This window comes from Ruegeria atlantica (assembly GCF_013033965.1).
GTDB lineage: Bacteria > Pseudomonadota > Alphaproteobacteria > Rhodobacterales > Rhodobacteraceae > Ruegeria > Ruegeria atlantica_D.
Genome location: NZ_WQFE01000005.1, coordinates 30,671 through 57,305, shown reverse-complemented (window position 1 = coordinate 57,305; position 26,635 = coordinate 30,671). Strand labels below are relative to the sequence as shown.

The 26,635-nt window shown below is 57.5% G+C and carries 27 protein-coding genes; 15 read left to right on the top strand and 12 right to left on the bottom strand.

Annotation, left to right across the window (positions count from 1 at the left end; translation table 11 throughout):
* Nucleotides 1-16: 16 nt before the first annotated feature.
* Nucleotides 17-1,591 (bottom strand): 2-isopropylmalate synthase, encoded by a 1,575-nt coding sequence (locus GOW16_RS11360; protein WP_170414848.1) that lies wholly within the window; start codon nucleotides 1,589-1,591, stop codon nucleotides 17-19.
* 285 nt (nucleotides 1,592-1,876) lie between these two features.
* On the opposite strand from GOW16_RS11360, the gene GOW16_RS11355 reads away from it, so the two are divergent.
* A complete protein-coding gene (locus GOW16_RS11355) occupies nucleotides 1,877-2,542 on the top strand; it encodes an SDR family NAD(P)-dependent oxidoreductase (protein ID WP_170415339.1) in 666 nt (221 codons plus the stop codon).
* 5 nt (nucleotides 2,543-2,547) lie between these two features.
* Here the strand turns inward: GOW16_RS11355 and GOW16_RS11350 are convergent, their stop codons facing one another.
* Entirely contained in the window at nucleotides 2,548-4,005 is a 1,458-nt protein-coding gene (locus GOW16_RS11350; protein WP_170414846.1) for an MORN repeat-containing protein, read from the bottom strand.
* 147 nt (nucleotides 4,006-4,152) lie between these two features.
* On the opposite strand from GOW16_RS11350, the gene GOW16_RS11345 reads away from it, so the two are divergent.
* The 3 genes from GOW16_RS11345 (at nucleotide 4,153) to GOW16_RS11335 (ending at nucleotide 7,863) form a co-directional block, all read left to right on the top strand.
* Complete coding sequence (locus tag GOW16_RS11345; protein WP_170414845.1) at nucleotides 4,153-5,811, top strand: NAD+ synthase; 1,659 nt, start codon at nucleotides 4,153-4,155, stop codon at nucleotides 5,809-5,811.
* Nucleotides 5,812-6,146: 335 nt separating this feature from the next.
* Entirely contained in the window at nucleotides 6,147-6,380 is a 234-nt protein-coding gene (locus GOW16_RS11340) for a hypothetical protein (RefSeq protein ID WP_170414842.1), read from the top strand.
* A gap of 154 nt (nucleotides 6,381-6,534) precedes the next feature.
* Nucleotides 6,535-7,863: an NAD(P)/FAD-dependent oxidoreductase gene (locus tag GOW16_RS11335; protein ID WP_170414839.1), complete on the top strand. Its 1,329-nt coding sequence runs from the start codon at nucleotides 6,535-6,537 to the stop codon at nucleotides 7,861-7,863.
* A 4-nt stretch (nucleotides 7,864-7,867) separates the two neighbouring features.
* Here GOW16_RS11335 and GOW16_RS11330 read toward each other — a convergent pair whose 3' ends face one another.
* Nucleotides 7,868-8,800 carry an MBL fold metallo-hydrolase gene (locus GOW16_RS11330; RefSeq protein WP_170414836.1) on the bottom strand — a complete coding sequence of 311 codons (933 nt, stop codon included), beginning with the start codon at nucleotides 8,798-8,800 and terminating at the stop codon, nucleotides 7,868-7,870.
* 115 nt (nucleotides 8,801-8,915) lie between these two features.
* Between GOW16_RS11330 and GOW16_RS11325 the strand changes: the two genes are divergently transcribed.
* Complete coding sequence (locus tag GOW16_RS11325) at nucleotides 8,916-9,350, top strand: DUF1801 domain-containing protein (protein ID WP_170414833.1); 435 nt, start codon at nucleotides 8,916-8,918, stop codon at nucleotides 9,348-9,350.
* 59 nt (nucleotides 9,351-9,409) lie between these two features.
* Nucleotides 9,410-10,735 (top strand): glutamate--tRNA ligase, encoded by a 1,326-nt coding sequence (gene gltX / locus GOW16_RS11320; protein ID WP_170414830.1) that lies wholly within the window; start codon nucleotides 9,410-9,412, stop codon nucleotides 10,733-10,735.
* 51 nt (nucleotides 10,736-10,786) lie between these two features.
* On the opposite strand, the gene GOW16_RS11315 is transcribed toward gltX, so the two are convergent.
* Nucleotides 10,787-11,356, bottom strand: coding sequence for a gamma-glutamylcyclotransferase family protein (locus GOW16_RS11315; protein WP_170414827.1), 570 nt, complete (start codon nucleotides 11,354-11,356; stop codon nucleotides 10,787-10,789).
* Nucleotides 11,357-11,451: 95 nt separating this feature from the next.
* Here GOW16_RS11315 and GOW16_RS11310 point away from each other — a divergent pair, with 95 nt between their 5' ends.
* A complete protein-coding gene (locus GOW16_RS11310) occupies nucleotides 11,452-11,904 on the top strand; it encodes an RrF2 family transcriptional regulator (RefSeq protein WP_170414824.1) in 453 nt (150 codons plus the stop codon).
* On the opposite strand, the gene GOW16_RS11305 is transcribed toward GOW16_RS11310, so the two are convergent.
* A complete protein-coding gene (locus tag GOW16_RS11305) occupies nucleotides 11,901-14,429 on the bottom strand; it encodes an ABC transporter permease (RefSeq protein WP_170414822.1) in 2,529 nt (842 codons plus the stop codon). The genes GOW16_RS11310 and GOW16_RS11305 overlap by 4 nt on opposite strands.
* Complete coding sequence (locus GOW16_RS11300) at nucleotides 14,426-15,121, bottom strand: ABC transporter ATP-binding protein (RefSeq protein WP_170414819.1); 696 nt, start codon at nucleotides 15,119-15,121, stop codon at nucleotides 14,426-14,428. Before GOW16_RS11300 ends, GOW16_RS11305 begins: the two co-directional genes overlap by 4 nt.
* 66 nt (nucleotides 15,122-15,187) lie before the next feature.
* Between GOW16_RS11300 and GOW16_RS11295 the strand changes: the two genes are divergently transcribed.
* Entirely contained in the window at nucleotides 15,188-15,814 is a 627-nt protein-coding gene (locus GOW16_RS11295) for an arylesterase (RefSeq protein WP_254429747.1), read from the top strand.
* Between the two features lie 4 nt (nucleotides 15,815-15,818).
* Nucleotides 15,819-16,433, top strand: coding sequence for an SOS response-associated peptidase (locus GOW16_RS11290; RefSeq protein ID WP_170414813.1), 615 nt, complete (start codon nucleotides 15,819-15,821; stop codon nucleotides 16,431-16,433).
* Nucleotides 16,434-16,438: 5 nt separating this feature from the next.
* On the opposite strand, the gene GOW16_RS11285 is transcribed toward GOW16_RS11290, so the two are convergent.
* Both GOW16_RS11285 and GOW16_RS11280 read right to left on the bottom strand, forming a co-directional pair.
* Nucleotides 16,439-16,999, bottom strand: a complete 561-nt coding sequence (locus GOW16_RS11285) for a L,D-transpeptidase family protein (protein WP_170414810.1) — start codon at nucleotides 16,997-16,999, stop codon at nucleotides 16,439-16,441.
* Nucleotides 17,000-17,176: 177 nt separating this feature from the next.
* Nucleotides 17,177-17,383, bottom strand: a complete 207-nt coding sequence (locus GOW16_RS11280; RefSeq protein ID WP_039523244.1) for a cold-shock protein — start codon at nucleotides 17,381-17,383, stop codon at nucleotides 17,177-17,179.
* A 569-nt stretch (nucleotides 17,384-17,952) separates the two neighbouring features.
* Between GOW16_RS11280 and GOW16_RS11275 the strand changes: the two genes are divergently transcribed.
* Nucleotides 17,953-18,159 carry a hypothetical protein gene (locus GOW16_RS11275; RefSeq protein WP_170414807.1) on the top strand — a complete coding sequence of 69 codons (207 nt, stop codon included), beginning with the start codon at nucleotides 17,953-17,955 and terminating at the stop codon, nucleotides 18,157-18,159.
* Between the two features lie 238 nt (nucleotides 18,160-18,397).
* On the opposite strand, the gene ettA is transcribed toward GOW16_RS11275, so the two are convergent.
* Together ettA and GOW16_RS11265 are read right to left on the bottom strand one after the other, a co-directional pair.
* Entirely contained in the window at nucleotides 18,398-20,065 is a 1,668-nt protein-coding gene (gene ettA / locus GOW16_RS11270) for an energy-dependent translational throttle protein EttA (protein WP_170414804.1), read from the bottom strand.
* A 76-nt stretch (nucleotides 20,066-20,141) separates the two neighbouring features.
* Complete coding sequence (locus GOW16_RS11265) at nucleotides 20,142-21,524, bottom strand: KAP family P-loop NTPase fold protein (RefSeq protein ID WP_170414801.1); 1,383 nt, start codon at nucleotides 21,522-21,524, stop codon at nucleotides 20,142-20,144.
* A 103-nt stretch (nucleotides 21,525-21,627) separates the two neighbouring features.
* Here GOW16_RS11265 and GOW16_RS11260 point away from each other — a divergent pair, with 103 nt between their 5' ends.
* The 3 genes from GOW16_RS11260 (at nucleotide 21,628) to dacB (ending at nucleotide 24,292) form a co-directional block, all read left to right on the top strand.
* Nucleotides 21,628-22,095 carry an MOSC domain-containing protein gene (locus tag GOW16_RS11260; protein WP_170414798.1) on the top strand — a complete coding sequence of 156 codons (468 nt, stop codon included), beginning with the start codon at nucleotides 21,628-21,630 and terminating at the stop codon, nucleotides 22,093-22,095.
* 32 nt (nucleotides 22,096-22,127) lie between these two features.
* Nucleotides 22,128-22,748 carry a nicotinate-nucleotide adenylyltransferase gene (locus GOW16_RS11255; RefSeq protein ID WP_438826271.1) on the top strand — a complete coding sequence of 207 codons (621 nt, stop codon included), beginning with the start codon at nucleotides 22,128-22,130 and terminating at the stop codon, nucleotides 22,746-22,748.
* 65 nt (nucleotides 22,749-22,813) lie between these two features.
* Nucleotides 22,814-24,292: a D-alanyl-D-alanine carboxypeptidase/D-alanyl-D-alanine endopeptidase gene (gene dacB, locus GOW16_RS11250; RefSeq protein WP_170414792.1), complete on the top strand. Its 1,479-nt coding sequence runs from the start codon at nucleotides 22,814-22,816 to the stop codon at nucleotides 24,290-24,292.
* A gap of 2 nt (nucleotides 24,293-24,294) precedes the next feature.
* Here dacB and GOW16_RS11245 read toward each other — a convergent pair whose 3' ends face one another.
* Together GOW16_RS11245 and GOW16_RS11240 are read right to left on the bottom strand one after the other, a co-directional pair.
* A complete protein-coding gene (locus tag GOW16_RS11245; RefSeq protein ID WP_170414789.1) occupies nucleotides 24,295-24,717 on the bottom strand; it encodes a tellurite resistance TerB family protein in 423 nt (140 codons plus the stop codon).
* A gap of 81 nt (nucleotides 24,718-24,798) precedes the next feature.
* On the bottom strand, nucleotides 24,799-25,266 hold the full coding sequence (locus GOW16_RS11240; RefSeq protein ID WP_170414786.1) for an Lrp/AsnC family transcriptional regulator: 468 nt from the start codon (nucleotides 25,264-25,266) through the stop codon (nucleotides 24,799-24,801).
* Between the two features lie 108 nt (nucleotides 25,267-25,374).
* On the opposite strand from GOW16_RS11240, the gene phhA reads away from it, so the two are divergent.
* Together phhA and GOW16_RS11230 are read left to right on the top strand one after the other, a co-directional pair.
* A complete protein-coding gene (phhA, locus tag GOW16_RS11235; RefSeq protein WP_170414783.1) occupies nucleotides 25,375-26,175 on the top strand; it encodes a phenylalanine 4-monooxygenase in 801 nt (266 codons plus the stop codon).
* A 7-nt stretch (nucleotides 26,176-26,182) separates the two neighbouring features.
* Nucleotides 26,183-26,536, top strand: a complete 354-nt coding sequence (locus tag GOW16_RS11230) for a 4a-hydroxytetrahydrobiopterin dehydratase (RefSeq protein ID WP_170414780.1) — start codon at nucleotides 26,183-26,185, stop codon at nucleotides 26,534-26,536.
* Nucleotides 26,537-26,635 lie beyond the last annotated feature (99 nt).

Genomic DNA, 26,635 nt, shown 5'->3' with positions numbered 1-26,635 from the left:
CCGCCCCTTTTTTTGTTTAAGTCAGGTCTTTGTAAGAGATCTCGCGCGTGTCAGCGCCGGGACCCGCCTTTTGACGGCGCACGATCAGGCGGTTCAGCGCGTGGATATAAGCCTTGGCCGAAGCCACAACCGTATCAGTGTTCGCTGATTGGCCGGTCGCGATCATGCCGTCCTCCTCCAGACGCACCGAAACTGTGGCTTGCGCGTCGGTTCCTGCGGTCACGGCATGCACCTGATAAAGTTGCAGATGCGCAGTGTTCGGGTGCACGACGCGAATGGCGCGGAATGCGGCGTCAACGGGGCCGTCGCCGGTTTCCGTGGCGATGATCTCTTTGCCGTCCACTTCCATTTCGATGGTGGCTTCGGCCTTGCCGACTGTACCGCAAGTGACTTTCATCGACACCAACTGCAGGTGATCGTCGCCGTCGTCATCGTCCAGGGTCATCAGGGCGATGATATCGTCGTCGAACACCTCTTTCTTACGGTCGGCCAGTTCCTTGAACCGCACGAAGATGTCCTTGAGCTGGTTGTCGCCAACTTCGTAGCCCAGCGTATTCAGCTTATCACGCAATGCCGCGCGGCCCGAGTGTTTGCCCAGCGGCAAAGATGTTCCGGACAGGCCGATATCCTCGGGGCGCATGATCTCAAAGTTCTCGCGGTTCTTCAGCATGCCGTCCTGATGGATGCCGCTTTCATGCGCAAAGGCGTTCTTGCCGACGATGGCTTTGTTGAACTGCACATTGAACCCCGACACCGTCGCAACGCGGCGTGAGATATGCATGATCTTTGTGGTGTCGACACCCGTTTTCCACGGCATGATGTCATTGCGGGTACGCAGCGCCATCACAACCTCCTCCAGAGCTGTGTTGCCCGCGCGTTCACCCAGCCCATTGATCGTACATTCGATCTGACGCGCGCCGCCAGCAACCGCCGCCAGCGAGTTTGCGGTCGCCATGCCAAGGTCGTTGTGGCAGTGGGTGGCAAAGACCACTTCATCCGCACCCGGCACTGTTTCGATCAGACGCTTGATCAGGTCTGCGGATTCCATCGGGGCCGTGTAGCCGACCGTGTCGGGGATATTGATCGTGGTCGCACCCGCCTTGATTGCGATCTCGATCACGCGGCACAGGTAGTCCCACTCGGTCCGCGTCGCGTCCATCGGTGACCACTGCACGTTTTCACACAGATTGCGCGCGTGGCTGACCGTTTCGTGGATTTTCTCGGCCATCTCGTCCTGCGTGAGGTTTGGAATGGCACGGTGCAAGGGTGAGGTGCCGATGAAGGTATGGATGCGGCTTTTGCCTGCGTGTTTCACAGCCTCCCAGCAGCGGTCGATGTCTGCGAAATTGGCGCGCGCCAGGCCGCAGATGCGGCTGTTCTTAGACCGCTGCGCGATCTCGGACACGGCTTTGAAATCGCCTTCGGATGCAATGGGGAAACCGGCTTCGATGATGTCGACGCCCATGTCGTCCAGCAGTTCGGCAATCTCAAGCTTTTCGGCATGGGTCATGGTTGCGCCGGGGCTTTGCTCGCCATCGCGCAGGGTGGTGTCAAAGATCAAGACGCGGTCTTGGTCGGTCACGTTGGTCATGGGAATCTCTTTCTTGTCTGTCCTAAAGCCATTTGGCGCGCGGGCGTCCTCCTCTGAGCGGGCGCGCCGGATGGCACGCTCAGAGGCGGATTAGGATCAGTAGGCCACGCAGAGACGCACCGCGAAGGGCGGTGTCGACAAACAGGATATCTGCGCGGTTGATCATGGGGTTGAGGTTATACATCGCGCGGCAGGAATGAAAAGAACGAATTTACGTCATTTGCGCAGCGAGGATTCTTTTGCCAGGGTGTTGATTGGGACATGCTGACAGCTAGTTCGTTCTGCATGGAAAAGGCACTCGTCATCGGCGCATCGGGTGGGATCGGAGGTGCAATCACCAACAGGTTGCGGCATCAGTCCGTCCACGTCACCCCATTGACCCGATCGCAAGATGGGTTTGATCTGACCAACCCCGAGATCGTAGATCGGACATTGGCAGGCATTGCAGGACCGTTCGACCTGATTCTGGTCGCGGCTGGCGCTCTTGAAATAAATGGTGCGGCTCCGGAAAAAACCATCCGGTCTCTTTCGGCGCAGGCGATGATGGATCAGTTTGCGCTGAATGCGGTCGGACCTGCGTTGGTGCTTGCGCATGCCGCGCGCCTGTTGCCGCGCGACCGACGTGCCGTTTTTGCGGTGTTGTCCGCGCGGGTCGGGTCGATTGGTGACAACCGGCTGGGTGGTTGGGTCAGTTACCGCGCTTCCAAGGCGGCGGTGAACCAGATTGTTCGAACAACAGCGATCGAACTTGCTCGGACCCACAAACATGCGATCTGTGTTGCCTTGCATCCCGGCACGGTCAAGACAGCATTCACCCAGAAATATGTCGGTCGACACCCCGCGGTAGTGCCTGATGAGGCCGCCCGGAATCTGTTATCCGTCATGGCCGCCTTGGACCCTGCAGATACAGGCGGGTTCTTTGATTGGGCTGGAAAGCCAGTGCCCTGGTAGTTTGATCACCCGTCAGAGGCGGACGTATCAGGCTCGGCTTCCGTGTCTGTCGCGTCCGGCGCGCTTACGTTTTCAGGGGGCAATTCACCGTTTTCCCAAACACCGGTTTCTTCCTGACCATTAGCGTATCGCATGGTGCCGTTGCCGTGACGCTTGTTGTCCAGAAAGTTGCCTTCGTATACGTCACCGGTTGCATAAGTCGCGACACCCTTGCCGCTGATTTTGCCTTCGGCCCACCCACCGGTATAGCTGAAGCCCCGTGGGGTTTTTATGGTTCCTTCACCGTGACGCTGACCGTCTTTGAAATCGCCCTCATAGGCGGTTCCGTCGGGAAATGTCGCTTTGCCTTTGCCTTGGCGCGCGCCGGCTACCCATTCGCCTTCGTACCGATATCCGTTCGCGAAAGTCAGAACGCCGTTACCATGGCTCAGGCCATTCTGGAACTGTCCCTGGTAAACAACGCCGTTGGGATAGGTGGCCTTGCCATTGCCTTCGAAGATACCGGCAAGCCATTCACCGTCATAGACAGTGCCATCCGGGTAGGTTTGAACCCCTTTGCCGTGCGGCAGATCTGCGCTGAAATCACCTGTATAGGTGGCACCGTCGGGGTAAGTGACCTCACCCAGCCCTTCGATTTGACCGTCCACCCATTCGCCGGTGTAGTCAAACCCGTCAGTACCAAGAAAGCGCCCTTTGCCGTGGCGGCGGTCATCGGCATATTCGCCTTCATAGGTGGCACCATTGGCATAGGTGGCCTTGCCATTGCCCTCGCGGCGACCATCGACCAGATCACCTTCGTAAAGATCGCCATTCGCCTGCAACAGGCGACCTTTGCCAGTCATGCGGTCTTCAGACCACTCGCCGGTATATGTCATGCCATCGGGGATGGTTAGCGTGCCCTGTCCATCGCGCAAGCCGTTCTTGATTTCTCCTTCGTAAATGCTGCCTTGAGCAGAGGTGATTTTGCCCTTGCCGTGCTTGACGCCGTCCAACCACTCGCCATCGTAGACGTAACCGCTGGGGTCGGTCAGGACGCCTTTGCCGTGATAGCGAGCGTCTTTGAAGCTGCCTTCGTATCGGACGCCGTTAGTGTACTTTGCAACCCCGGTTCCGTTGATCGACCCTTCAGCCCATTCCCCGTCATAGCTGCCGCCATCGGGGTATATGATTTTGCCCTGACCCTCGGGTTGCCCCTTTGAGAACATCCCCTCATAGACCGAACCGTTGACATAGCGCGCTATGCCCTTGCCCTGAATTTCGCCTTCGACCCATTCACCGACATATTCGAACCCGTTTGGCAGGCGATAGGAACCTTCGCCGTGGCGCAGGCCGTTCAGGAATGTGCCCTCGTACACGCCGCCGACATCATCATCCGCAATGATAACCTGTCCGTCTTGCGCAAATGCGGATGCGGCCAGCAAAGCCATCGCCGTGGCGGCAAAAGATATGCGGATAGCGTTCATGGTTTTTCCTGCGTTGCCCGGTTGTCACCTGTTCGGGCAAAACTAAGATACCCGTGCGGACAGAGCAACGTGTTTTGCCGCATTTGCCTTTTACTCGCGGCGCGATCTGCTAAATGGCATTAAGACTGACGAGGGCAAGAGGGCAGTATGGCCAACAGTTTCCGCATTACTCTGGCGCAACTCAACCCCGTTGTTGGGGACATCCAAGGCAATTTGGACAAGGCGCTTGCGGCGTGGAAGCAAGGGCAAGAGGCCGGTGCCGACCTTGTCGCTTTCCCTGAAATGTTCATTACCGGTTACAATACGCAGGATCTGATCATAAAGCCGGTATTTCATCAGGCGGCCATGACTGCGGTTCAGAATCTGGCCGAGCAATGTGCCGACGGACCCGCCATCGCTATCGGTGGTCCGTGGACCGAGGGCGGCAAGTTGTTCAATGCCTATCTGATCCTCAAAGGTGGTCGCATAGGCAGCAAGGTTTTGAAACATCACTTGCCGAATGAAACCGTATTCGACGAGGTGCGCCTATACGACGCCGGACCCTTGGGCGGACCTTATTCGGTTGGTAATTCGCGGATCGGCAGCCCGATTTGCGAAGACAGCTGGCATCCTGATGTTTCGGAAACACTGGAAGAAACCGGGGCCGAGTTTCTCTTGATCCCCAATGGTTCACCCTACTTCCGCAACAAGTACGATGTGCGCCTGAACCACATGGTTGCCCGTGTGATTGAGACCGGTCTGCCTCTGATTTACCTGAACATGGTAGGAGGGCAGGACGATCAAGTCTTTGATGGTGCGACCTTCGGGCTAAACCCGGGCGGCGAGATAGCGTTTCGGATGCCGGTTTTTGACGAGGCCGTAACGCATATCGATCTGGAACGCGGTGATGATGGCTGGCGCATTGTACCAGCCGAGATTGTGCCGCAGCCGGATGAGTGGGAGCAGGACTATCGCGCCATGGTTCAGTCTTTGCGCGATTACATGGCTAAGACCGGGTTCAAAAAGGCGTTGCTGGGATTGTCGGGCGGTGTGGACTCGGCGTTGGTCGCGGCAATTGCCGTTGACGCAATCGGTGCCGAAAATGTCCGGTGCGTAATGCTGCCGTCAGAATACACCAGTCAGGCTTCGCTGGATGACGCTGAAGCCGTCGCCAAGGCGTTGGGCGTGCACTACGATTATGTGCCGATCTCGGATAGCCGGGCGGCTGTGACAGACACACTTGCTCCGCTGTTTGTCGGGCACGAGGCGGATTTGACCGAAGAAAATATCCAGTCTCGCCTGCGCGGAATGCTGTTGATGGCGATCTCGAACAAGTTTGGTGAAATGCTGCTGACCACGGGCAACAAGTCCGAGGTGGCTGTCGGCTATGCAACCATCTATGGCGACATGAATGGCGGCTATAACCCGATCAAGGATCTGTACAAAACCCGCGTGTTTGAAACGTGCCGCTGGCGCAATGCCAACCATCGCGGCTGGATGATGGGACCCGAGGGCGAGGTGATCCGCCCTTCGGTGATCGACAAGCCGCCCAGTGCTGAGCTGCGTGAAGACCAGAAAGACAGTGACAGCCTTCCGGACTACCCGGAACTGGATGCCATTCTGGAAATTCTGGTCGACCGCGACGGGTCAATTGCGGATTGCGAAGCGGCAGGGTTCGACGCAGACGTCGCCCGCCGGGTCGAGCACCTGATCTATATCAGCGAATACAAGCGGTTTCAGTCCGCACCGGGCACCCGTCTGACTAACAGGGCTTTCTGGCTGGATCGCAGATACCCGATTGTGAACCGCTGGCGGGACCGGTCTTAGGTCGTAGCCACGCGCGTTCGATCGGGGTCTCAGGAGTTTCCAAATAATCAACCAGGCGGCGAATTGATTCCCATTGTCCTCGTCTTGAGGACAGTGATTTCTTGGATTCGGCTGTGAAGGGTAAACACGCTTGAAGTCAGGACATTTTTCTGACACATTTTAGCTTAATTGCCGCCTCAAGTGGGGCAGATGCGGCGCATTCCTATTTGGATCAGGTTATCTGGTCAAAATTTGTTTGTGACGCATCATTGATTGGGTGTCTGTGTTAACGATTTGGTGTGAAAATGCGTGAGCAATACGATAGGCCACTCCATTCGCCACTTCCGTGGCGTTCGATGGAATCCAAAGGCCATGAGCTAGACGAAGATCAGGTCGATTCTGCCATCGCCGAACTCTTGGGGGCCGAGATGCCGCCAGAGCAGGAAACGGTGCCTGTGGAATCAGTGGCCGCTTCGCTTCTGCCTGAACTAACTTCTCAGGAAAGTGTGGGAGAAGAAACGTCCGGCGACGATGCCGGTCTGGCGGCCACATTGCGTCAGAAATGGGCTGAACTCTGCGGAGCTGCCTGACGGTCCGAGCCAACTGGAATGCACGGTGCCAGAGATCATTCTGGCACTTTGATCACAGCTTCTGAAAATTGTGATCCGCGCGTCAGGCGACATGTTGCCTAATGCCTGATACCGCGCATTCATTGCGATCCGAGCAATGAAGTAAGAGCGGCGGATGCCCGGTCCAAAACCAACCCCTGTAGAACCCGATCTGCACCTGCCCAAGTCCGTCGACGTCGTGGTCATAGGCGGAGGAATCATTGGGGCCGCTACAGCCTTGGAGCTGTCAGAGCGGGGCGCGTCCGTTTTGCTGTGCGAAAAGGGCCAGATCGCCGGTGAGCAAAGCTCGCGCAACTGGGGGTGGGTGCGTTTGGGGCTACGGGACCCTCGCGAAATCCCGCTTATGTTGGAAGCACAGCAGATTTGGCAGGATTTGGATCAACGCATCGGGCGCCAAACCGGGTTTTCGCGGTCCGGGATCCTTTTTGGAGCCTCAGGGACGCGCGATCATGCAAATCTCGAACGTTGGATGCGCCATGTCGAAGGCCTGCAGACCGGCGCAAAGATGGTTTCGGGTGCCGAACTGGACGCCTTGTTGCCCGAAAACCAAAGTGGGCTGAAAGTTGCTTTGCACATGCCGCAAGACGGGCGGGCGGAACCGCAATGGGCCGCCCCCGCGATTGCCGAAGCGGCACGCGACAAGGGGGCGTGTCTGATGACCAACTGCGCTGTACGCAGCGTTGACTTTGAAAACGGTCATGTCTCTGGTGTGTTTACCGAACGTGGGCGGGTAGCGTGCGCACGGGTGGTTCTGGCCGGAGGCGCATGGTCGCGTCTGTTTGCCGGAAATACGGGCATTGATTTGCCACAGCTCAAGGTTCTCAACACGGTATTTCGCACTTCCCCGGTGGATGGTCCGGAAACCGCATTTTGGTCAGATGAGTTTGCGATGCGAAAACGGGCCGATGGCGGCTATACCGTTGCGTCTGGCCATGAGAATACGGTGGATATTGTTCCAGACAGTTTCCGACTCGCGATGCAATTTGTACCAGCGTTCCGGCAGGAATGGCGATCCCTGCGGTTCAGGCTGTCCAAGCGCTGGGCGGCAGAGGCGGGCGAGGACCGATCGTGGCTGCATACCGATGTCACACCATTCGAACATTGCCGAGTGCTGGACCCGGAACCGTCGGCCAAGGTCCTGCGGCGGGCTTGGGCGCGTGCGCGCAAAGGCTTGCCGATACTGAATCAGGCAGAAATCGTCCAAAGCTGGGCGGGATTGATCGACGTCACGCCGGATGCCATTCCGGTGATATCCTCAGTTGATACCATGCCGGGCATGTTCATCGCCACGGGATTCTCGGGCCACGGATTTGGTATAGGCCCCGGAGCAGGGCGTTTGATGGCCGATCTGGTTTGTGAAACCACGCCATGCGTTGATCCGGCCGCCTTTCGCCTGTCCCGATTTACGGATGGTTCAAAGGTGCGGCCGGACCCGGGATACTAGGGCACTACCCCATCATCTGATAGCTGACCGGCACAAAGCGGAACCCATCGCCACGGGGTTCAACAAATCCAGCCGCCGGGAATGGCATGTGATAGCCGATCATCGGGACTTTGTCGGCCGCCAGCATGCCCAGTACGTCGCGCCGCGATGCAGTGGCGGCAGCTTTGTCCATGTCAAAACGGACTTCCCATTCCGGATGGGCAAAGGACCAGACATAGTGGTTGGCCAGATCGGCGGTCAGAACCAGACGCTGCCCGTTGCTCTCTAGATGATAGACAGTATGGCCGGGCGTATGCCCATATGCTGCAACAGCGGTGATGCCCGACGCGACTTCGCCGCCGTTTTCAACAAAGGTCATTTTCTCGGCCAAAGGTGTCACCTTTGCTGCGACCAGATCGCCTACGCGATTGCCTGCGTCCTGCGCGGCCCAGAAATCGTATTCCGGTGATGCGGTGACATAGCGTGCGTTCGGGAAGGTTGGCGCGTCATTGGTGGTCATTCCGCCGATATGGTCCGGATGCATATGGGTGATGACGACCACATTGATCTGGTCCGGGGTAACACCTGCATCATCCAGTGCTGCCTGAATACCGCCTTGTCCCAGTCCGGTGTCGAACAAAACCAGCTCAGATCCGGTGTTGACCAGAGTTGGCGTAAAGAAGAACTGCGCGACATCTGGCGAGATGAAGTTGTCTGCTGAGACTTTCGCGAAGTCTTCATCCGAAGCGCCACCACCGAAAATTTCCTGTGCCCCGTCGCGGGGCAGGCTGCCATCCAGCAGCGCCGTTACGGTGAAATCACCCAAAGAAAAAGATCTGGCGATGGTCGAGTTTGCCTTGGTCTCGGCTCCGGCTGCCAGAACCGGTGCCGCGGCTGCGGCAAAGGGCAAAGCGGCTGCGGTTCCCAGCGCTGCGCGGCGTGTAAGTTTGATTGTCATTTTCGTTCTCCCAGTCAGGACACCATTAAGTGAGTTAGGTCGGCACGAGTCTCTTGCCAGTTTATACCCTTTCAAATGGGCTGCGCGGTTGAACATTACGTGTTAATTTTTGTTCATGGCGCGATCTGCAAACAAAACCGTTCCCACCGGGCAAAGTGTGGATAGTTTCCTGGCAACCGTTCAACCGGCCAAGAAAGCCGATGATGCGCGGTTGCTCGATGCCTTGTTTCGGAAAACGACCGGGTTTGAACCAGTCATGTGGGGCCCGTCGATCGTGGGCTACGGCCGATACCACTACCGCTACGAGTCCGGGCGTGAGGGTGATTTCCTGGCAACCGGGTTTTCCCCTCGCAAGGCCGCACTGTCGATTTACATCATGCCAGGTTACACGGATTTTGGCGGCATCCTGTCCCGGTTGGGTAAGCACAAGCTGGGTAAATCCTGTCTTTACGTGAACAAGCTGGCCGATATCGATACGGACGTTCTGTCCGAACTGATCCGTGCCGGGCTTGCGGACTTGAACCGGCACTGGGCTGTGAAACCAACCTGACGCGTCTGCTGGACAATTGGCTAATCCTGTGACATGAGCCGCGCCAACAGGAGAACTCCATGACCACCACCCGTTTTGCCCCGTCGCCCACCGGTTACATCCATGTGGGCAACCTGCGCACCGCCCTGATGAACTACCTGATCGCCCGCAAGGCTGGCGGCACGTTCATCCTGCGCATCGACGACACCGACCCTGAGCGGTCGAAAGAAGAATATGTCGATGCAATCAAGCAGGATATGGAATGGCTGGGCCTGCACTGGGACAAGGTCGAACGCCAGTCGGAGCGCCTGGATCGCTATGCTGAAGCCGCTGACAAGCTGCGCGAGATGGGCCGGTTCTATGAAGCGTTCGAGACGCCCACCGAGCTGGATCTCAAGCGCAAGAAGCAACTGAACATGGGCAAGCCGCCGGTCTATGATCGCGCCGCGCTGAACCTCAGCGATGCTGAAAAAGAAGCGCTGCGCGCCGAACGCGGCAACGGCGTCTGGCGGTTCAAGCTGGATCATGAGCGGATTGAGTGGAATGACGGCATTCTGGGCGATATCTCTATCGATGCGGCATCGGTGTCTGACCCTGTGCTGATCCGCGGTGATGGTCAGGTTCTTTATACGATAGCGTCGGTGGTCGACGATACCGAGATGGGCGTGACCGATGTGGTGCGCGGCTCGGACCACGTGACGAACACCGCTACTCAGATTCAGATCATCAAGGCGCTGGGCGGGAATTGCCCGCGTTTTGCGCACCATTCACTGTTGACCGGCCCCCAGGGTGAGGCGTTGTCCAAACGTCTGGGCACACTTGCCTTGCGCGATCTGCGTGAGCAAGGCGTGCAGCCCATGGCACTGCTGAGCCTGATGGCGCGTCTGGGTTCGTCCGATCCGGTTGAGCTGCGGTCTGACATGGCTGAGCTGATCGAAGGGTTCGATGTGAACCGGTTTGGTGCGGCGCCGACGAAGTTTGACGTTCAGGACCTTTTCCCTCTGACGGCAAAGCACTTGCAGTCGCTGCCGTTGACCGATGTTGCCGAGGCGGTAGCCGACGCAGGCGTTCCGGCGGAACTGGCCGAACCGTTCTGGGCAATGGCGCGCGAGAACATCACCACTCTGGCTGATCTCAAGGGCTGGTGGGAGCTGTGCCGCGACGGGGCAGAACCGCTGATCGCGGATGAGGATCGTGACTTTATCGCCGAGGCCATAGCCTTGTTGCCCGAGGGGCCGTTCGACGGTGAAACCTGGGGTAAATGGACCAGCGCGGTGAAAGAGGCGACTGGCCGTAAAGGCAAAGGCCTGTTCATGCCTTTGCGCAAGGCGCTGACTGGCATGGAGCGTGGTCCTGAGATGGCCGCTCTGCTGCCGTTGCTGCAGGTGATCCGCGCAAAAGCCTGAGCGTGTTTAGATAGACTGACAAAAGGCGGGGTCACTTGATCCCGCCTTTTTCTATGCGTTCTGCACAATTCGGGCAGAGATGCGGCTGAGACGGTCATCGACGAATTCCGTCTCAATCGATTTTAGTTTCTGGTGGCGCGGGTATCTCGGTTCGGCTCGGTCGTTCAGGATCGGGGCTTCCCATCCATCGGTGGTGGCAAAGAAACGATCTGCACCGTCTTCGCCAAACGCGCGCAAGTATCCCTGCACGACCACATCAATGTAACTTAATAGCAGAGGGTGATGATTGCTTGGTGCGTTGTGTCGGTCCTGCGGCACAGTGTAGACGGCAATCTCGACCTCGTGCGTTAAGGGATGTGTGACCGATTGTGTCGCAGATACTCGGTCGTAGGCCCACTCCCGTTCATCCAGCGCGGCCCAATCGTTCTTCGGTACATGTGCAATCATGCCCTCGATTTCGGAAGCGGGATCCGGAACGGCTGTCAGAAAGGCAACCGGGCGCAGGTCTGTGTGCCTCCATGCGCGCCGCCAGCCGCTCAACCGGGCAGGCCGCGGATCGGGGAAGTCATGCGTCGACAGGTTCACGAGGCTGCCGTAGCCAAAGAAATAGGGGTCCGCCATTCGCCGCTGGTTCCTTTCCTGACGATTGATGTATGTCAAACCGCTTTTTTGCCGGACATGCAATAAGTCTGCATCTTGATTTTAGGGAGGCCCCTATGCGGATTACCAAACGGACGAATATTGCGGTGCGCCTGTTGATGTATTGTGCGGCGCATCAGGACAGGTTGGTGACAAAATCCGAGATTGCCGGTGTGTGCAACATCTCGGAAAACCATCTGGCGCAGGTGATCAATCAGCTTAGTCAGTTGGATTATCTCAGCACTCAGCGCGGGCGCAACGGTGGTATGACATTGGCCAGACCGGCCGATCAGATCCGTATCGGCTCTGTATTTCGCCATGTAGAGGGCAATTTGCCACTGGCCGAATGCTTTGCGGATTCCGACAATACATGTCCGTTGACCGATGCATGTCGATTGCGCGTGGCATTGCAGGATGCGGCAGAGGTTTTCTATGCCTCATTAGATGACATTACGTTGGACGCCCTTGTGTGCAACAACGATCACCTGTTGCAAATCCTACAACCTGTCGCCTGCGCTCGGGTGGCTTAATCGCTGGCGCGCAGGATGCCGGCCGGGCGAACGGCCAAGGGGCGCAAGGCGAACAGAAGCCCTGCGCCAAGCGTTACGATGACGCCCGCCAGAACAATGCCGATAGCGGACGGCCAGATCACTGAGAACTTCGTGTCAAAAATATAGGTGGCAACCGCCCATCCGCCCAGAATACCGGTCAACAGGGCTACACTGCCTGCGGCGGCACCCAACAGCACCGCGCGCAGGGCAAAGCTATACAGGATACGTCGCCGGTCCGCACCAAGTGTCTTGAGGATTGCGGCTTCATATCGGCGGGCAGGTTCTCCGGCGGCAGCGGCCCCAATGAGTACCAAAAACCCGGTTAGCAGAGAAATCCCAGCGCCATAAGACGTGGCCGCTGCGATGCCTGCCAACAGGCCCGAGACACGGTCGATCGCATCGCGAACCCGGATCGCGGTTATGTTGGGGAACTTCCCGGCCAAATCCCGCAGAATTGCCGTTTCAGCCTGTTCGTCGGCGTAGACCGTCGCGATAAAACTGTGTGGGGCACCCGCAAGGGACGAGGGATTCATGGACATGATAAAGCCCATACCGGCATTTGAGAAATCGACCTCGCGTGTCGAGGTGAGTTCTGCAGTAATGTCTCGTCCCAAAATGTTCACGGTCAGGTGGTCACCCAGTTTCAGGCCCATTTCTTCTGCCTCTTCGGCGGCAAAGCTGACCTGCGGCATACCGGTATAGTCTTCGGACCACCATTTGCCGGAAGTGATACGTGCATTACCTGGCGGCTGCGCGGAATAAGTTACGCCGCGGTCGCCATCCAAAACCCAATGATCGCCTGCCACTTCGCGGGCGGGTTTGCCGTTGATCTGCGTGATGATCCCACGCAGCATCGGCGCGCTTTCGATCCGGCTCACGGCGGGGTCCGAGGTCAGCCGGTCATTGAATCCGGGCATCTGGTCTTTCTGGATATCGACGAAGAAATAGGACGGGGCGACATCCGGCAGGTTCCCGGAAATTGCATTGCGCAAGGTGCCGTCGATTTGCCCCACGGCAGCCAAAACCGAAAGTCCAAGGCCTAGAGACAGCACAACGGATGCTGCGCCTTCGCGTGGATCGGATATGGCCGACAAGGCCCATCGAAAAGCTGGTCGCCCGCGCGCAGACGATGCGCTGAGCCGGGCCAACCTACGCACCGCGTATGCGGCTACGGCAAGCAACAGCAAAGCGCCCACCAATCCTCCGGCGGTCCAAAACGTCAGGCGTGCCGATCCGCTGAACCAAGCGGCGGATGCGATCAGCAGCGCAACGCCGATGCCGGTTGCAATTAGATGTGCACCTCGTGGAAGTGCCCGGGCAGAGGTCAGGGCGTCGCGAAACAGGGTCGCCGCGCGGACGTCCTCGGTGCGGGCAAGGGGCCAGAGCGTGAACAGGAAGGCTGTCAGTATGCCGTACAGAGCCGCTTCGGCAAGCGGGGCCGGATAAATCGAGAAAACCGCGGGAACTGGTAGGCTGGCTTCAATCACTGGGGCCAGGAGCAGAGGCAGCAGACCGCCCAAGACGACACCAAGCAAGATACCAATCCCCGACAGAACTCCGATCTGAATCATGTAGGTTTGGAATATCGTGGCCTTGTCGGCGCCGAGGGTGCGCAGTGTCGCGATGGTTTCGGTCTTTTGGGACAGATAGGCACGCACAGCCGCCGAAACCCCGATGCCGCCGACCGCAAGACCCGATAACCCGACCAGAACCAGAAATGCGCTGAGCCGTCCGACGAATTCGGCAATTCCGGGCGCACCGTTGCGTGCGTCGGTCCATCGCATGCCCGTACCCTCAAAACTCTGACGGGCTTCTGCCGACAGGGTTTGCAGATTTGTGCCCTTTGGCAGGGTCAGGCGGTACTTGGTTGAAAACAGTGTTCCCGGAGCCAAGAGGCCGGACTTTTGCAGGTCTTCGGTCCGCACCAACGTGCGTGGGCCCAGACCAAAGCCATCGGCGGCCCCGTCTGGTTCATGGATCAGGGCGGCCGTCAGAGTGAATTGCTGCGTCCCCAGTGCAAAGCGATCTCCGATGGAAAGACCCAGTCGATCAATCAGTGATGGATCCATGACTGCGCCGGGAAGACCCTGATACGTCCCAAAAGCTTCCGACAAGGGCATCGCAGGCTCAAGAACAGGAGACCCCAACAAAGGATAAGTGTCATCGACCGATTTGACCTGAGTAAGCGCGCGCTGCGTATCCTGGCCCTGATCGACAACAGCCATCGACCGGAAATCGACCACTTCGGACACACCTGTCCCCGTCTGATCCATCCACGCGCGTTCGTCATAAGTTGCGAACCGGTAAGTGAACTCCAGCTGCGCATCCCCACCCAACAGGGCAGCGCCTTCCTCGGCCAAGCCAGCCTGGATCGCGTGGCGTACGGACCCAACGGCAGCAATCGCTGCGACACCCAGCGCAAGACACGCCAGAAAGACGCGAAACCCACGCAAACCACCGCGAAGTTCACGGCGAGCCAGTCGACCGGCCAGCCGAAGGCTCATTCTGCGGCCTCTTGCTGGCTGTCTTCCGAAATCCGCCCGTCACGCAACCGGACAACCCGATCACACCTGCGCGCCAGGCTATGACTGTGGGTTACAAGAACCAGCGTAGCGCCGTGTTTGTCACGCAATTCGAACAGTAAGTCGACGATGGCCGCGCCGTTCGTTTCGTCCAGATTTCCTGTCGGCTCATCCGCCAACAAAATCTGTGGTCGCGGTGCCGCAGCGCGGGCCAGCGCGACCCGTTGTTGTTCACCGCCTGACAATTGAGCTGGGTAGTGATCGCGGCGATGAGATAGCCCAACTGCGTTCAGTTCCGCCTCGGCGCGTTGGAAAGCATCCTTTTGCCCTGCCAATTCCAGCGGCGTGGCCACGTTTTCCAGGGCCGTCATGGTGGGGATCAGGTGAAAGTTCTGAAAGACGACCCCCATCGCATTGCGCCGGAAACGTGCCAGAGAATCCTCATCCATGTCGGTCAGGTCCTGGCCAAGGGCCGTGATCCTGCCGGCCGTTGCCTGTTCCAACCCACCCATCAGCATCAGCAGAGACGATTTGCCGGACCCGGACGGCCCAACGAGCCCCAGTGTTTCGCCTTTTGTGACTGTCAGGTTAATGTCATGCAGGATATTGATCCGACCGGCATTGCCATCCAGCGACAAAGCGGCATTTTGAAGCAAAAGAACAGGTGTTGTCATAGGTACTTCCACGAGGAGGCGGTCATTTTGGGATATGGAGCGGTTCAAAAAATGCGCAAGGCCTTGATGTCTGTACTGTTTGCGTGTTGCGGCTTTGCCGCCACAGCGGAACCAGTGGTTATCGCCGCGCTTGGGGACTCGCTGACACAAGGATATGGCCTTCCGGAACAGGACGGGTTCGTACCACAATTGAACCAATGGCTGAAGGATCAGGGCGCAGACGTGCAAGTGATCAATGCCGGAGTTTCCGGGGATACCACTGCCGGCGGTGCGGCGCGTGTCGATTGGACCCTGACACCTGATGTGGACGCGTTGATCGTGGCGCTGGGTGGCAATGATCTGTTGCGCGGGATCGACCCAGCTGTGTCTCGCGCGAACCTTGAGACAATCCTGGCATCCGCTCGGGTGGCCGAGGTCGAGGTTTTGCTGATTGGAATGCAAGCGCCTGGGAATTACGGGGTCGAATACAAACAGGCCTTTGACTCGATGTACCCGGACTTGGCTGAGGCATATGAGCTTGTGTATGCGGAAAGCTTTTTTGAGGGGTTGCAACCAAACGGTGATCCGAATGCAGTCCGGCAGTTCATGCAGCCGGATGGGATTCACCCCAACAAGGCGGGGGTGGCGCGGATCGTTGCAGCGCTTGCGCCATATGTGCTGGAGCTGGTCGAAGTTTCGACCAAGCAGGATTGAAAAGATGCCAGGGCGTTTTTTCCTGACACGGCCGATGTCCGAAATAGCCCAGGCTTTAGGCGTCCGGAATAACGCGGAATCGCAGTTGCCCCGCAAGAACATTCAACCGGGGCAAGAGGTGACGGTCCTGACTGAGTCTGGCCTGACGCCCATGCGTTGGGGGATGATCCCAGTTGGGCGCGTCAATGCGCGCGGTCGGCCTGTGATGGAAACCATAATCAACGCCCGATCAGAAACCGTCTTTCACAAAACCGCATTCGAGGGCGTAGGCCGGGCCGTAGTGCCGGTGGACGGGTGGTACGAGTGGACGGGCGAAAAGCGTCGCAAAACCGCATGGCGTATTGCCTCGGCGGATGGCAGTCCTCTGTTATTCGCTGCGATCACGGACAGTTGGCAGGCACCGGGTGGTCTTCAGGTTGACCAGTTTGCAACCGTGACCTGCCCACCCAATGCAGATCTTGAACCGATACACCACCGAATGGGCGTCCTGCTAAAACCTGCCGACGTTCAGACATGGCTTACGGGAACCGAAGATGACGCCAAGGCGTTGGCGCGACCTTGGCCGGACGGGATGTTGCAGATCGAAGAGGCGACAGACGTCGATTGGTCCGGGCCGTAAGCGCTTCAGACCACCGTAACTACGGTTCCGACCGGTACACGCTCATACAAATCGATCACGTGTGAATTCAGCATGCGAATGCACCCGTTTGAGGCGGCGCGTCCGATGGTTTGCGGCTGGGTCGTTCCGTGGATGCGGAAATAGGTGTCGACCCCATTCTGGAACAGGTAAAGCGCGCGTGCCCCCAGCGGATTGTCCCCTCCACCGGGTTGTACGTAATCATTGTCCTTGAACTTTGCATAGGTGGTCGGTTCGCGTTCGATCATCTCGTCCGTGGGCCGCCATGTTGGCCACTCTTTCTTTACGTCGATCGTAGCCGTTCCGGTGAATTCCAGCCCCGCCTTGCCAACGCCACATCCATATCGGATCGCCTTACGTGGCTCGGTGATGAGATACAGATAAAATGATCGCGGCGCGACCAGCAACTGACCGGGCAGAAACTGTTTCTTGACCCGAACGAACTGCGGCGTGGGGTCGTATTCAACAGCTTTCTTCTTGGCCGAAGCAAGGCTGGGTGCCAGACCTGCCGCAGCAGATGTTGCTAGGAAAGTGCGACGTGTGAACATATCGGTTCTCTTCAGGACAGCAGAATATCGTTAACCAGTGTCGGAATGATAGCCGATCTGGTCAATCATCTGCCAAGAGTAACCGTATTGTGATGTAATCGCAGAGACACACTTCTGTTGCAGTTTTGCCCCGCGCAATGTGAAAAGGGCAGAGCTAACCTCTGCCCTTTCGTGGCCTTAGGCCAGTGCGATATCGTCGGCGCTTTCGCGACCGTCACGACCCGAGCGCAGCTCGTACGTGACTTTCTGGTTGTCGGCCAGGCCGGTCAGGCCCGAACGCTCGACAGCCGAGATGTGAACGAAGATGTCTTTGCCGCCATCTTCGGGTGCGATAAAGCCGTAGCCTTTGGTGGTGTTGAACCATTTTACGGTGCCTGCAGGCATATCCGTGTCTCCTAATTGGTGCTGCCCACGGAGTTGCGGCAGCCCGGCGTCGTTGTCTGGATCGATAGACTGAGCGCCGTAGAAGGTGACAGTAGGTCGAAATAGAAAAACGTAAGCGCCTTTGATATGGCATTGAGAAGGCCATGTGGCAAGGGTGGATTGGTTCGCCAGCAGCGCACTGCCGAGGAATCTGACGGCATCGGCATTCCCAAAGCGCGCCTCGACTCAGAATCCAGAACAGCCCCAAATTACAGCCCCAAACTACTTGCTGCAAAATTGTGCCGCCACGTCACGGGAATTCTGGCAGGATTAACCTGAGTTCGCAAAGCTGCCCTACAAAAAGATTTTCTGGGAAAGCCTTTCAAAAATGACGCGAAAAGCAGTTTTCTTCCCCATTGGCTCCCACACATTTTTTCATATGTACGCCGAGCCGCTGCGGGCGCCCACTCACGGAAGAACGGTCTTTGAGTCGGTTACCACCGCACGCTCGAACCGGCCCGCAGCGGAACATTACGACGAATACTCAGATTCGAACAATTGCGAGAAATTAAACGCTCAAGGTGAAAGCTATGTTTTTTAAGTCGAAATTTGGCCGTATGTTCAAATCAAGAGAACTGGCCGGTTCCGTCAAAGAAGATCTTGCTGAGAAAGCGCAAACCGCAAAATCCGGAGCGGTTAACAAATCCGAGCTGACCGCACTTTTCGGAGATGTGCTGAATGACAGTCACGTTCGGAGTGGTGAAAGCCGACGGTCAGCCAGCCCGTCACAAAAGTAGGTGATTACGGCCGGGTGCTGTGAGGTGCAGAGCGAAAACACGCGGGAAACGTGTTTTTATTAGTACTTTGCCGGGTTCTGGTCGACTGGTTGAGTATCGGGTTTTGGGGCCTGGGGACATCAAAACTAGTGGCAAGGTCAGGTGACGGCAATTTCCTGATACCTACGTTGATGCTCTCCTCTATGCGGGCAGGTTCAGGCCCGTAATCACATCCTGTGGTTACGGGCCTTTAACGTTTCTATCGCGCAAACTTCTTGTGCTTTAACCGCTTGGGCTCCAGCGCGTCCGGTCCCAGACGGCGCTTTTTGTCCTCTTCGTAATCCTCGAAGTTGCCTTCGAACCATTCCACATGAGCATCCCCCTCGAAGGCCAGAATGTGCGTGCAGATCCGGTCGAGGAAGAAGCGGTCGTGCGAGATAACCACAGCGCAGCCGGCGAAATCGACCAGCGCGTCTTCCAGCGCGCGCAGGGTTTCGACGTCGAGGTCGTTGGTCGGTTCGTCGAGCAGCAGGACATTGCCGCCCTCTTTCAACAGGCGGGCCATGTGGACGCGGTTGCGCTCACCACCTGACAGCAGCGAGACCTTTTTCTGCTGGTCGCCGCCCTTGAAGTTGAAGGACGAGCAATAGGCGCGGGAATTGACCTGCGCATCGCCCAGCTGAATGATCTCGGCGCCGCCGGTGATCGCCTCCCACACGGTGTCGTTGTCTTTCAGGTCGTCGCGGGACTGGTCGACATAGGACAGCTCGACCGTGTCGCCCAGCGTGATGGTGCCGCTGTCGGGCTGTTCCTGACCGGTGAGCATCTTGAACAGGGTCGATTTACCGGCACCGTTGGGGCCGATGACGCCGACGATGCCGCCGGGGGGCAAGGCAAAATCCAGCCCTTCGATCAGTTGCTTGTCGCCCATATGTTTTGACAGGCCCTCGACCTCGATCACCTTGCCGCCAAGGCGCTGGCCGCTGGGAATGACGATCTGGGCGCGGGTCAGCTTTTCGCGTTCGGACTGTTCGGCCAGCTCGTTATAGGCGTTGATCCGGGCTTTGGATTTGGCCTGACGGGCCTTCTGGCCCTGACGCATCCATTCCAATTCGCGCTGCAGGGTCTTCTGCTTGGACTTGTCCTCGCGGGCTTCCTGCTCCAGCCGTTTGGCTTTCTGTTCCAGCCACGCCGAGTAGTTGCCCTCGTACGGAATGCCGCGACCGCGGTCGAGTTCGAGGATCCAGCCGGTGATGTCATCCAGGAAATAACGGTCGTGGGTGACGATCAGGATGGTGCCCTTGTAGTCGATCAGGTGCTGTTGCAGCCAGGCGATTGTCTCGGCGTCCAGGTGGTTGGTCGGTTCGTCGAGCAGCAGCATGTCGGGCGCTTCCAGCAGTAGTTTGCAGAGCGCCACGCGGCGTTTTTCACCCCCCGAGAGGTTGGCGATGTTGGCGTCGTCCGGCGGGCAGCGCAGCGCCTCCATCGAAACGTCGATCTGGCTGTCGAGGTCCCAGAGGTTTTCGGCGTCGATCGCGTCCTGCAGGGTGGTCATTTCCTCCATCAGCTCGTCCGAGTAATTCTCGGCGATCTCCATGGCGATTTCGTTGAACCGGTCGACCTTGGCTTTTTTCGCGGCCACGCCCAGCATGACGTTTTCACGGACGCTGAGGCTTTCATCCAGTTGCGGTTCCTGCGGCAGATAGCCGACCTTGGCGCCCTCGGCGGCCCATGCCTCACCGGTGAAATCGGTGTCGAGGCCGGCCATGATTTTCATTAGCGTCGACTTACCGGCACCGTTGACGCCGACAACACCGATTTTCACGCCGGGCAGAAAGCTCAGGTGGATGTTTTCAAAGCACTTCTTGCCACCGGGATAGGTCTTGGAGACACCCTGCATGTGGTAGACATATTGATAGGCGGCCATGTCGCGTCCTCTGGGTCGGTGAAATTGAGTTGGGCGGTGTGATAGCGGATGCGTTGGGTGGGGGCAATGATGCCCGTCAACGATTGTTGAGTGGCTGAAACACCTCTAGGTAATCGTTGATGAGTGCGGAGAGAAGCTCTGTGCGCGGAACGTTCCGAAGAGCGTCAGGAACAAAGTCGTTTTCAAAGTTAAGTTCACTCTGACCGAGTACCGGTTTGTCACCAAAGCCAGGGTCCAAATAATAGTGCCATATCAATATTAGCACGTGTCGCTGGTTATTGCGGGGCCTGTTGTTTTCATAAAGCTCTACGCGTGCCAAACCCAACTGCTCAAGCACTTCGTTTTTTGGAAGCTTTCCAACTCTCAATGATGTGTAGAGCTCCGGCCTTTTGATTTTGATTAATATCAGACCCGGCACCAACCATGCTGCGTACTTCCCGCCCCAGTCAGTGTCTATTGGAGCGGCAATGGAAGCCAAAGCACACACCCTTTCCGCGTCACGAAGTGTCAATTCGCGGGTTGCTGAACCGTGCTTAGTGTAGAGGTTTAGTAGCCCGACACCTTGAGTGTTCTTGCTCTTGGTATGTTCAGCGACGAGGGCCAAAAACTTTGAAAGTGTCGTTGCTGATGCCTTGCCTGTTTCTAATGGTAGTTTGAACTGAACGTGAATGAATTTCTGTAGATAGGCATTTGCGTTTGTCTGTCTTCCATACCGAGCGCGAACTGAGTTCTGTAGCTCCTCTAGATTTACGCCCAAAACGAACTGGACGCCTGCCACGTCGAAAAAGTGTTTGATCGTTTCCAAAACGGAGAGGGCAAAGTCTGGTCGACAACGATCCAACTCGTCAATCACAACGATCAGTTTTCGGTTTGGCGCTCCGCTGGCATCTGGTTCGGTCAGATCGACCAGTGCCCGTCTGAAACCCTCCATTGCCGCTCGTTTACCATTTTCTATTTTCCAGAACTCAGCCACGGCTCCGTCAAGCTCACCGGAAACGGTTTTGATCGCGGCCTCCGCCAACTCGTCTGCCTTGGTTACAAGACCCGCAGTCACGACGGACGCGCCAGTACGAACAAGTGCGCGTCCAAGGGCGGGGGCGACCTGCTTGGCTGTCTTCCAGGCCTTCTGAGCCGCTTCGTCGTTTGTTTCTTCGAAGCGTTCGGCAATTGCGCCGGTTAATGCAATTAAAGGATCATCCAGAAAATCATGTTTGAACGCGTCGAAATAGACGGTTTGTGTGGTATTCCCATCGCGTTTTAGATGCTCACCAACCCAACACCTCAAGAACAACGACTTACCTGACCCCCACGCTCCGTCCAAAGCGATCACAAGTGGGTCGTCGATGCGCTCGACCAGTTCCGACAGTTTGTCGCCGGTGGGTTTGCGCGAGAGTTTGTCGTGCTTGTCAAACCCGTCCTCGTATAGCTTGATCTTGGGTTCGGGGATGGTCAGGCGCATGTTTGGCTCCAATTCACAAATCAATCAGCGCTACTATTATCGGCTGCCTCGGGAACGGCCAGACTGCTAGATGAGGGGAGGTGTGAAAATCTCGGAGCCTTTGATGTCTTTGAAAGATCTCATTGCCGGTTGGGCGCAGCCGGGACGTGTTGAATGGATCGGCTTGCGGTCGGATCGGCGGATGGAAATGGGATTTGTAGAGTCAGTCATGATCGCCACCGACGGCCTCGATGGTGACCGTAGCCGGGCGGGCAAGCGAGCGGTGACTCTGATCCAGCAAGAGCATCTGGTGGCGATTGGTTCGTATCTGGGGCAGGAGCCAATTCCCCCAGAAATCCTGCGGCGCAATCTGGTGGTGTCGGGGATCAATCTGGCGGCGCTCAAGGGGCGTGAGGTGCAGGTGGGCGAGGCCGTTCTGCGATTTACCGTGATCTGTGCGCCGTGCAGCCGGATGGAGGAAGCGCTGGGCAAAGGTGGCTATTCTGCCGTGCGCGGGCACGGGGGGTGGTGTGCCGAAGTGATTACGCCGGGAAGGGTTCGGCTGGGCGATCCGGTGCAACCTGTTGATTGACAACCCCTCTCAGTTCTGAACATCAGCAAGGGATGTTGCGAAGCGCCATTCCATATGCACGACCCGGTCAGGTGATTGGGCTGTTCGGCGGGTCCTTTGATCCGCCCCATCAAGGGCATGTCCATGTGACGCTTGAGGCGATGAAGGCCTTCGGGCTGGATCGGGTGTGGTGGCTGGTGTCTCCGGGCAACCCGTTGAAGGCGCGGGGGCCTGCGCCTCTTGCGCAGCGGTTGGCAGCTGCGCGGGCTTTGATGCAGCACCCGCGGGTCGAGGTGACGGATGTCGAGGCGCTGACCGAAACGCGGGCAACGGCGGATACGTTGGCCGAACTGCGACGCTTATATCCCAAAGTTCGGTTTGTCTGGATCATGGGCGCGGACAATCTGGCGCAGTTCCATAAGTGGAAAGACTGGCAGCGGATCATGGACAGCGTTCCGGTGGGTGTGATCGCACGGCCGGGTGACCGGATTTCCGCGCGGATGTCCCCTGCTGCCCGGCGCTATGCCAAGTATCGGATAGATGGGCAGGCGCGGCGTCTGTTGGGGCGTGCCGAAGCACCTGCGTGGTGTTTCGTGAACGTGCCGATGGTCGATGTCAGTTCGAGCCAGATCCGGGCACGCGGTGGCTGGGGTGCCGGGGTGTTGCCGGAATAGCCCCATGCGCGCATAATCCATATCAGTGGTTGTGCGTATTTGATCTGTGAGATTTTATTCGACCTATGACTGATCGATTTTCTCGACGTAGATTTCTAGCAGGGCTGGGGGCGGTATTGACCCCCGTCGTGGCGCGGGCCGAAGCGCCATTGGTTTCGCTGAGACCGCAGATTCGCGGCGATCTGCCGACGGGTGTCGAGCGGTTAGTCCAGGCGGCCGGGCTGCGCGGTGAAGTGGCATTCGCGGTGGCGGATGTTACAACAGGGACACAGCTTGAGGCGTTTGGTGGTGATCAAGGACTGCCGCCTGCAAGTGTCGCCAAGGCGCTGACGGCTCTTTATGCGTTGGATGTCCTGGGTAAGGACTATCGGTTTCAGACCACTCTGATGGCGGACGGGCCGATTGAAAACGGTATCCTGAAAGGTGACTTGATCCTTGTGGGTGGTGGCGACCCGTTGCTGGATACGGATGCACTGGCCACAATGGCTGCAAACCTGCGCGAGGCAGGCATTACGGAAGTACAAGGTGCGTTCAAGGTACATGAGGGGGCGCTGCCTTATGTGTTTAGCATTGATCCGGGGCAGCCGGATCATCTGGGCTATAGCCCGTCCATCAGCGGCATATCACTTAACTTCAACCGGGTGCATTTTGAGTGGAAACGTGATGATACCCGCTATGACGTGTCAATGGATGCGCGCAGCGCGCGGTATAAACCGTCGGTCGACGTAGCCTCTATGCAGATCGAGAGCCGAAAAGCGCCGATCTATACCTACGAATCCAGCGCGCGGCAGGACCGCTGGACTGTGGCGAAAGGCGCGCTTGGTACTGGTGGGGCGCGGTGGTTGCCAGTGCGCAAGCCTGCGCTTTACGCAGGCGACGTGTTCAAGACTTTGGCGCGTGCGAATGGTATCCAATTGGGCCGTGTTCAGGTCACGCGCGCGGCACCGATAGGAACCCCGCTGGTGGTGCACCTTAGTGACCCCCTGGACAGCGTTTTGCGCGGGATGTTGAAGTATTCGACCAACCTTACGGCAGAGATGGTTGGTATGGCGGCCTCAAAAGCGCGCGGCGCAACGTTGCAAACATTGGCGGATTCGGCGGCCGAGATGAATCGTTGGGCGGCAGAGACATATGGTGTGACGGGTGTCGCGATGGTGGATCACTCGGGTCTGGGTGATGCGTCCCGAATGGGGCCGGGCGATTTGGTAAAGGCTCTGGTCGCGGCGAAACAGGCAGGCACGTTGAAACCTTTGCTGAAAAAATTCACCCTTGCGGATAGTCAGGGACGACCCGTCAAAGATCACCCAATCAAAGTAGCGGCCAAGACCGGCACGCTGAATTTCGTATCCGGCCTTGGCGGTTTCATCACAACGCCGGGCGGCTCAGAGCTGGCCTTTGCCATTTTCACTGCAGATGTTGATCACCGGGCCACGATTCCGCGCGCGCAACGCGAACGACCACAAGGCGCGCGAAGCTGGAACAATCGCTCGCGCAAACTGCAACGCACTCTGATCGAGCGCTGGGGGTCATTGGCCGGAAGTTAATTTCAGGTGGTGTGGCGTGCCCGCGCGCCGCGTTCGATCGCGGCAGCGTGCAGGCGATCAATGTTCAGCTCGTAACGAATTTCTTCCAGAAGTCTCAGTTCGGATTCCGCCAGGGAGCCGTCTGCAGCGGCCACATCACAGGCCAGCGCATATGCGGTTTCGTTCAGTCGTTCGGGCAGGTTGTCGCGGATCAGGCCGAATAGTGCGTCCAACCCATCTTCTTGTTCAAACAGGTCAAACACGGTTTGTGAAACGCGGCGCGTGCGGTCGATGTCGTATTCGGCAAACACCGGCAGCATATTGACTGCGCCTTCGATCTTGACCAGCTCGGCAGTCCGGATGGTTTCATCAGACGCAGAGATCGCAACCATGATCGCAACAAGGCAATCCTGAGGGGACATCGGGTGGGGTACTTGTTCGGTCATGGTGTCGTCCTGATTAGGCTTTCTGCGTCAGCACGATAGGAGGGCAAGCGGGCAGGTTCAACGGGTTTCGCTTCACCGAAGCTAGAGAATGGGCAGCGGACCGCGCGTTTTGGTTTGACGCAATACGAAATTGCTGCGCGTGTCGCGCACAAGCCCGGATTTCAGAAGCCGTTGCATGATAAAGTGCTCAAGTTCCTCGGGGGTTTTAGCGTAGACTTTTAGGATGAAGTCGTGATCCCCGGTGATCGAGGCGCACTCGACGATCTGCGGTTCGGTTTCAATCAAGCGGAGGAACGCATTAATACTGTCTTCCTGATGTTCGCGCAGCGCGACGTGGACGTAGGCGATGGCGTTCAGCCCAACGGATTTAGCACGTACCTGCGCGGTATAGCCGGAAATGATAGCAGCGGCCTCTAGGTCGCGCACACGCCGCCAGCACTGTGAAGCGGATAATCCGGTGCGATCGGCAAGGTCCTGCATGGATTGGCGACCATCCATCTGAAGCTCTTGCAAAATGGCAATATCGGCAGGTTGGAGGTTTTGTTTCATAAACAGTGACTCATCGATATATATTTGCCAATTTATATCGTATTTTCCCCTAATCCAAACCATATTTGTCGACTCGCTAGGGTAAAATTTCCACAAGGAGGAAAAGTGATGCCCAAGTCGAGCAAATATGTCGCCAAAGTCGCCGATGCGCGCGGCCACATCGCGTACACACCAGAAGAGGATGCGGTTTGGGCCGACCTCTATGCGGCCCAGGAGGAAAGCGTTCAGCGATACATGGCGCGGGACTATCTGGACGGGTTGGAGCGGCTGGACCTGCCGAAGGCATCTGTGCCGTCCTGTGCGGATATTTCCGAGCGTCTTCTGGATATGACCGGATGGCGTGTTCAGCCAGTACCGGCGCTGATTGGATTCAAGACCTTCTTTGGAATGTTGGCAGATCGGGTTTTCCCCGCCGCGTCCTTCATCCGGTCGCGCGAAGATTTCGATTACATTGAAGAGCCGGATATCTTTCATGAGATTTTCGGCCATACACCATTGCTGAGCGATCCTCGCTTTGCCGCCTTTAGCCATGCCATCGGGAAGGCCGGGGTTCAGGCCGGCGATCAGGATTACGCCTGGCTGATCCGGCTGTATTGGTTTTCGATTGAATTCGGACTTCGACGTCAGGATGGTCAGATCAAGGCGCTTGGCTCGGGACTTGCCTCTTCGCCGACCGAACTTGTTTATGCCGTCGAAAGTGACATCCCCGACCGGGATTCGTTCGACATCCTGACAATTCTGCGCACGCCCTATCGTATCGACATGCACCAGATGGGCTACTTTGTGTTAAATGATCCAGAGGAGCTTTTTGCCGCTGCTGATCGTGACCTTTTAGCAGATGTGCGCCGGGCGCAGACCCTCGGGCTGTTACCGAACAAGTTCCCTGAAAAAGTAACTGCGGCGGAGTAATCGGATTATGACGACAACAGGAGAAACCTGCAGCCTGTCGGACCGCACCTGTGTGCCCTGTTCCGGCGGTGTCCCAGCTTTGACACACGATGAGGCCAAAACCCATATGGCTGAGCTTTCGTCAGACTGGCAGCTCGATGCAGATGCAAAGATGCTGAGCCGGCACTTCAAGTTCAAAGGGTTCGCCAAGGCGACCTATCTTGCAAATCTCTGCGCCTGGCTGGCTGATCAGCAAGGGCATCATCCTGATGTCAGCTTTGGGTGGGGATATGTGGACGTCAAACTGACGACCCATGAAATTGGCGGCCTCAGCGACAACGACTTTATCTGGGCCGCGAAACTGGATCAGCTGACCGCCTAAATCCGCCTTTCCATCAGGAAAAACAGCCCTCTTTATTGACTCATGCTGCACCGGCACAATAGGAGGGGTCGGTCGGTTGCATGGGGCGACCGGCACTGT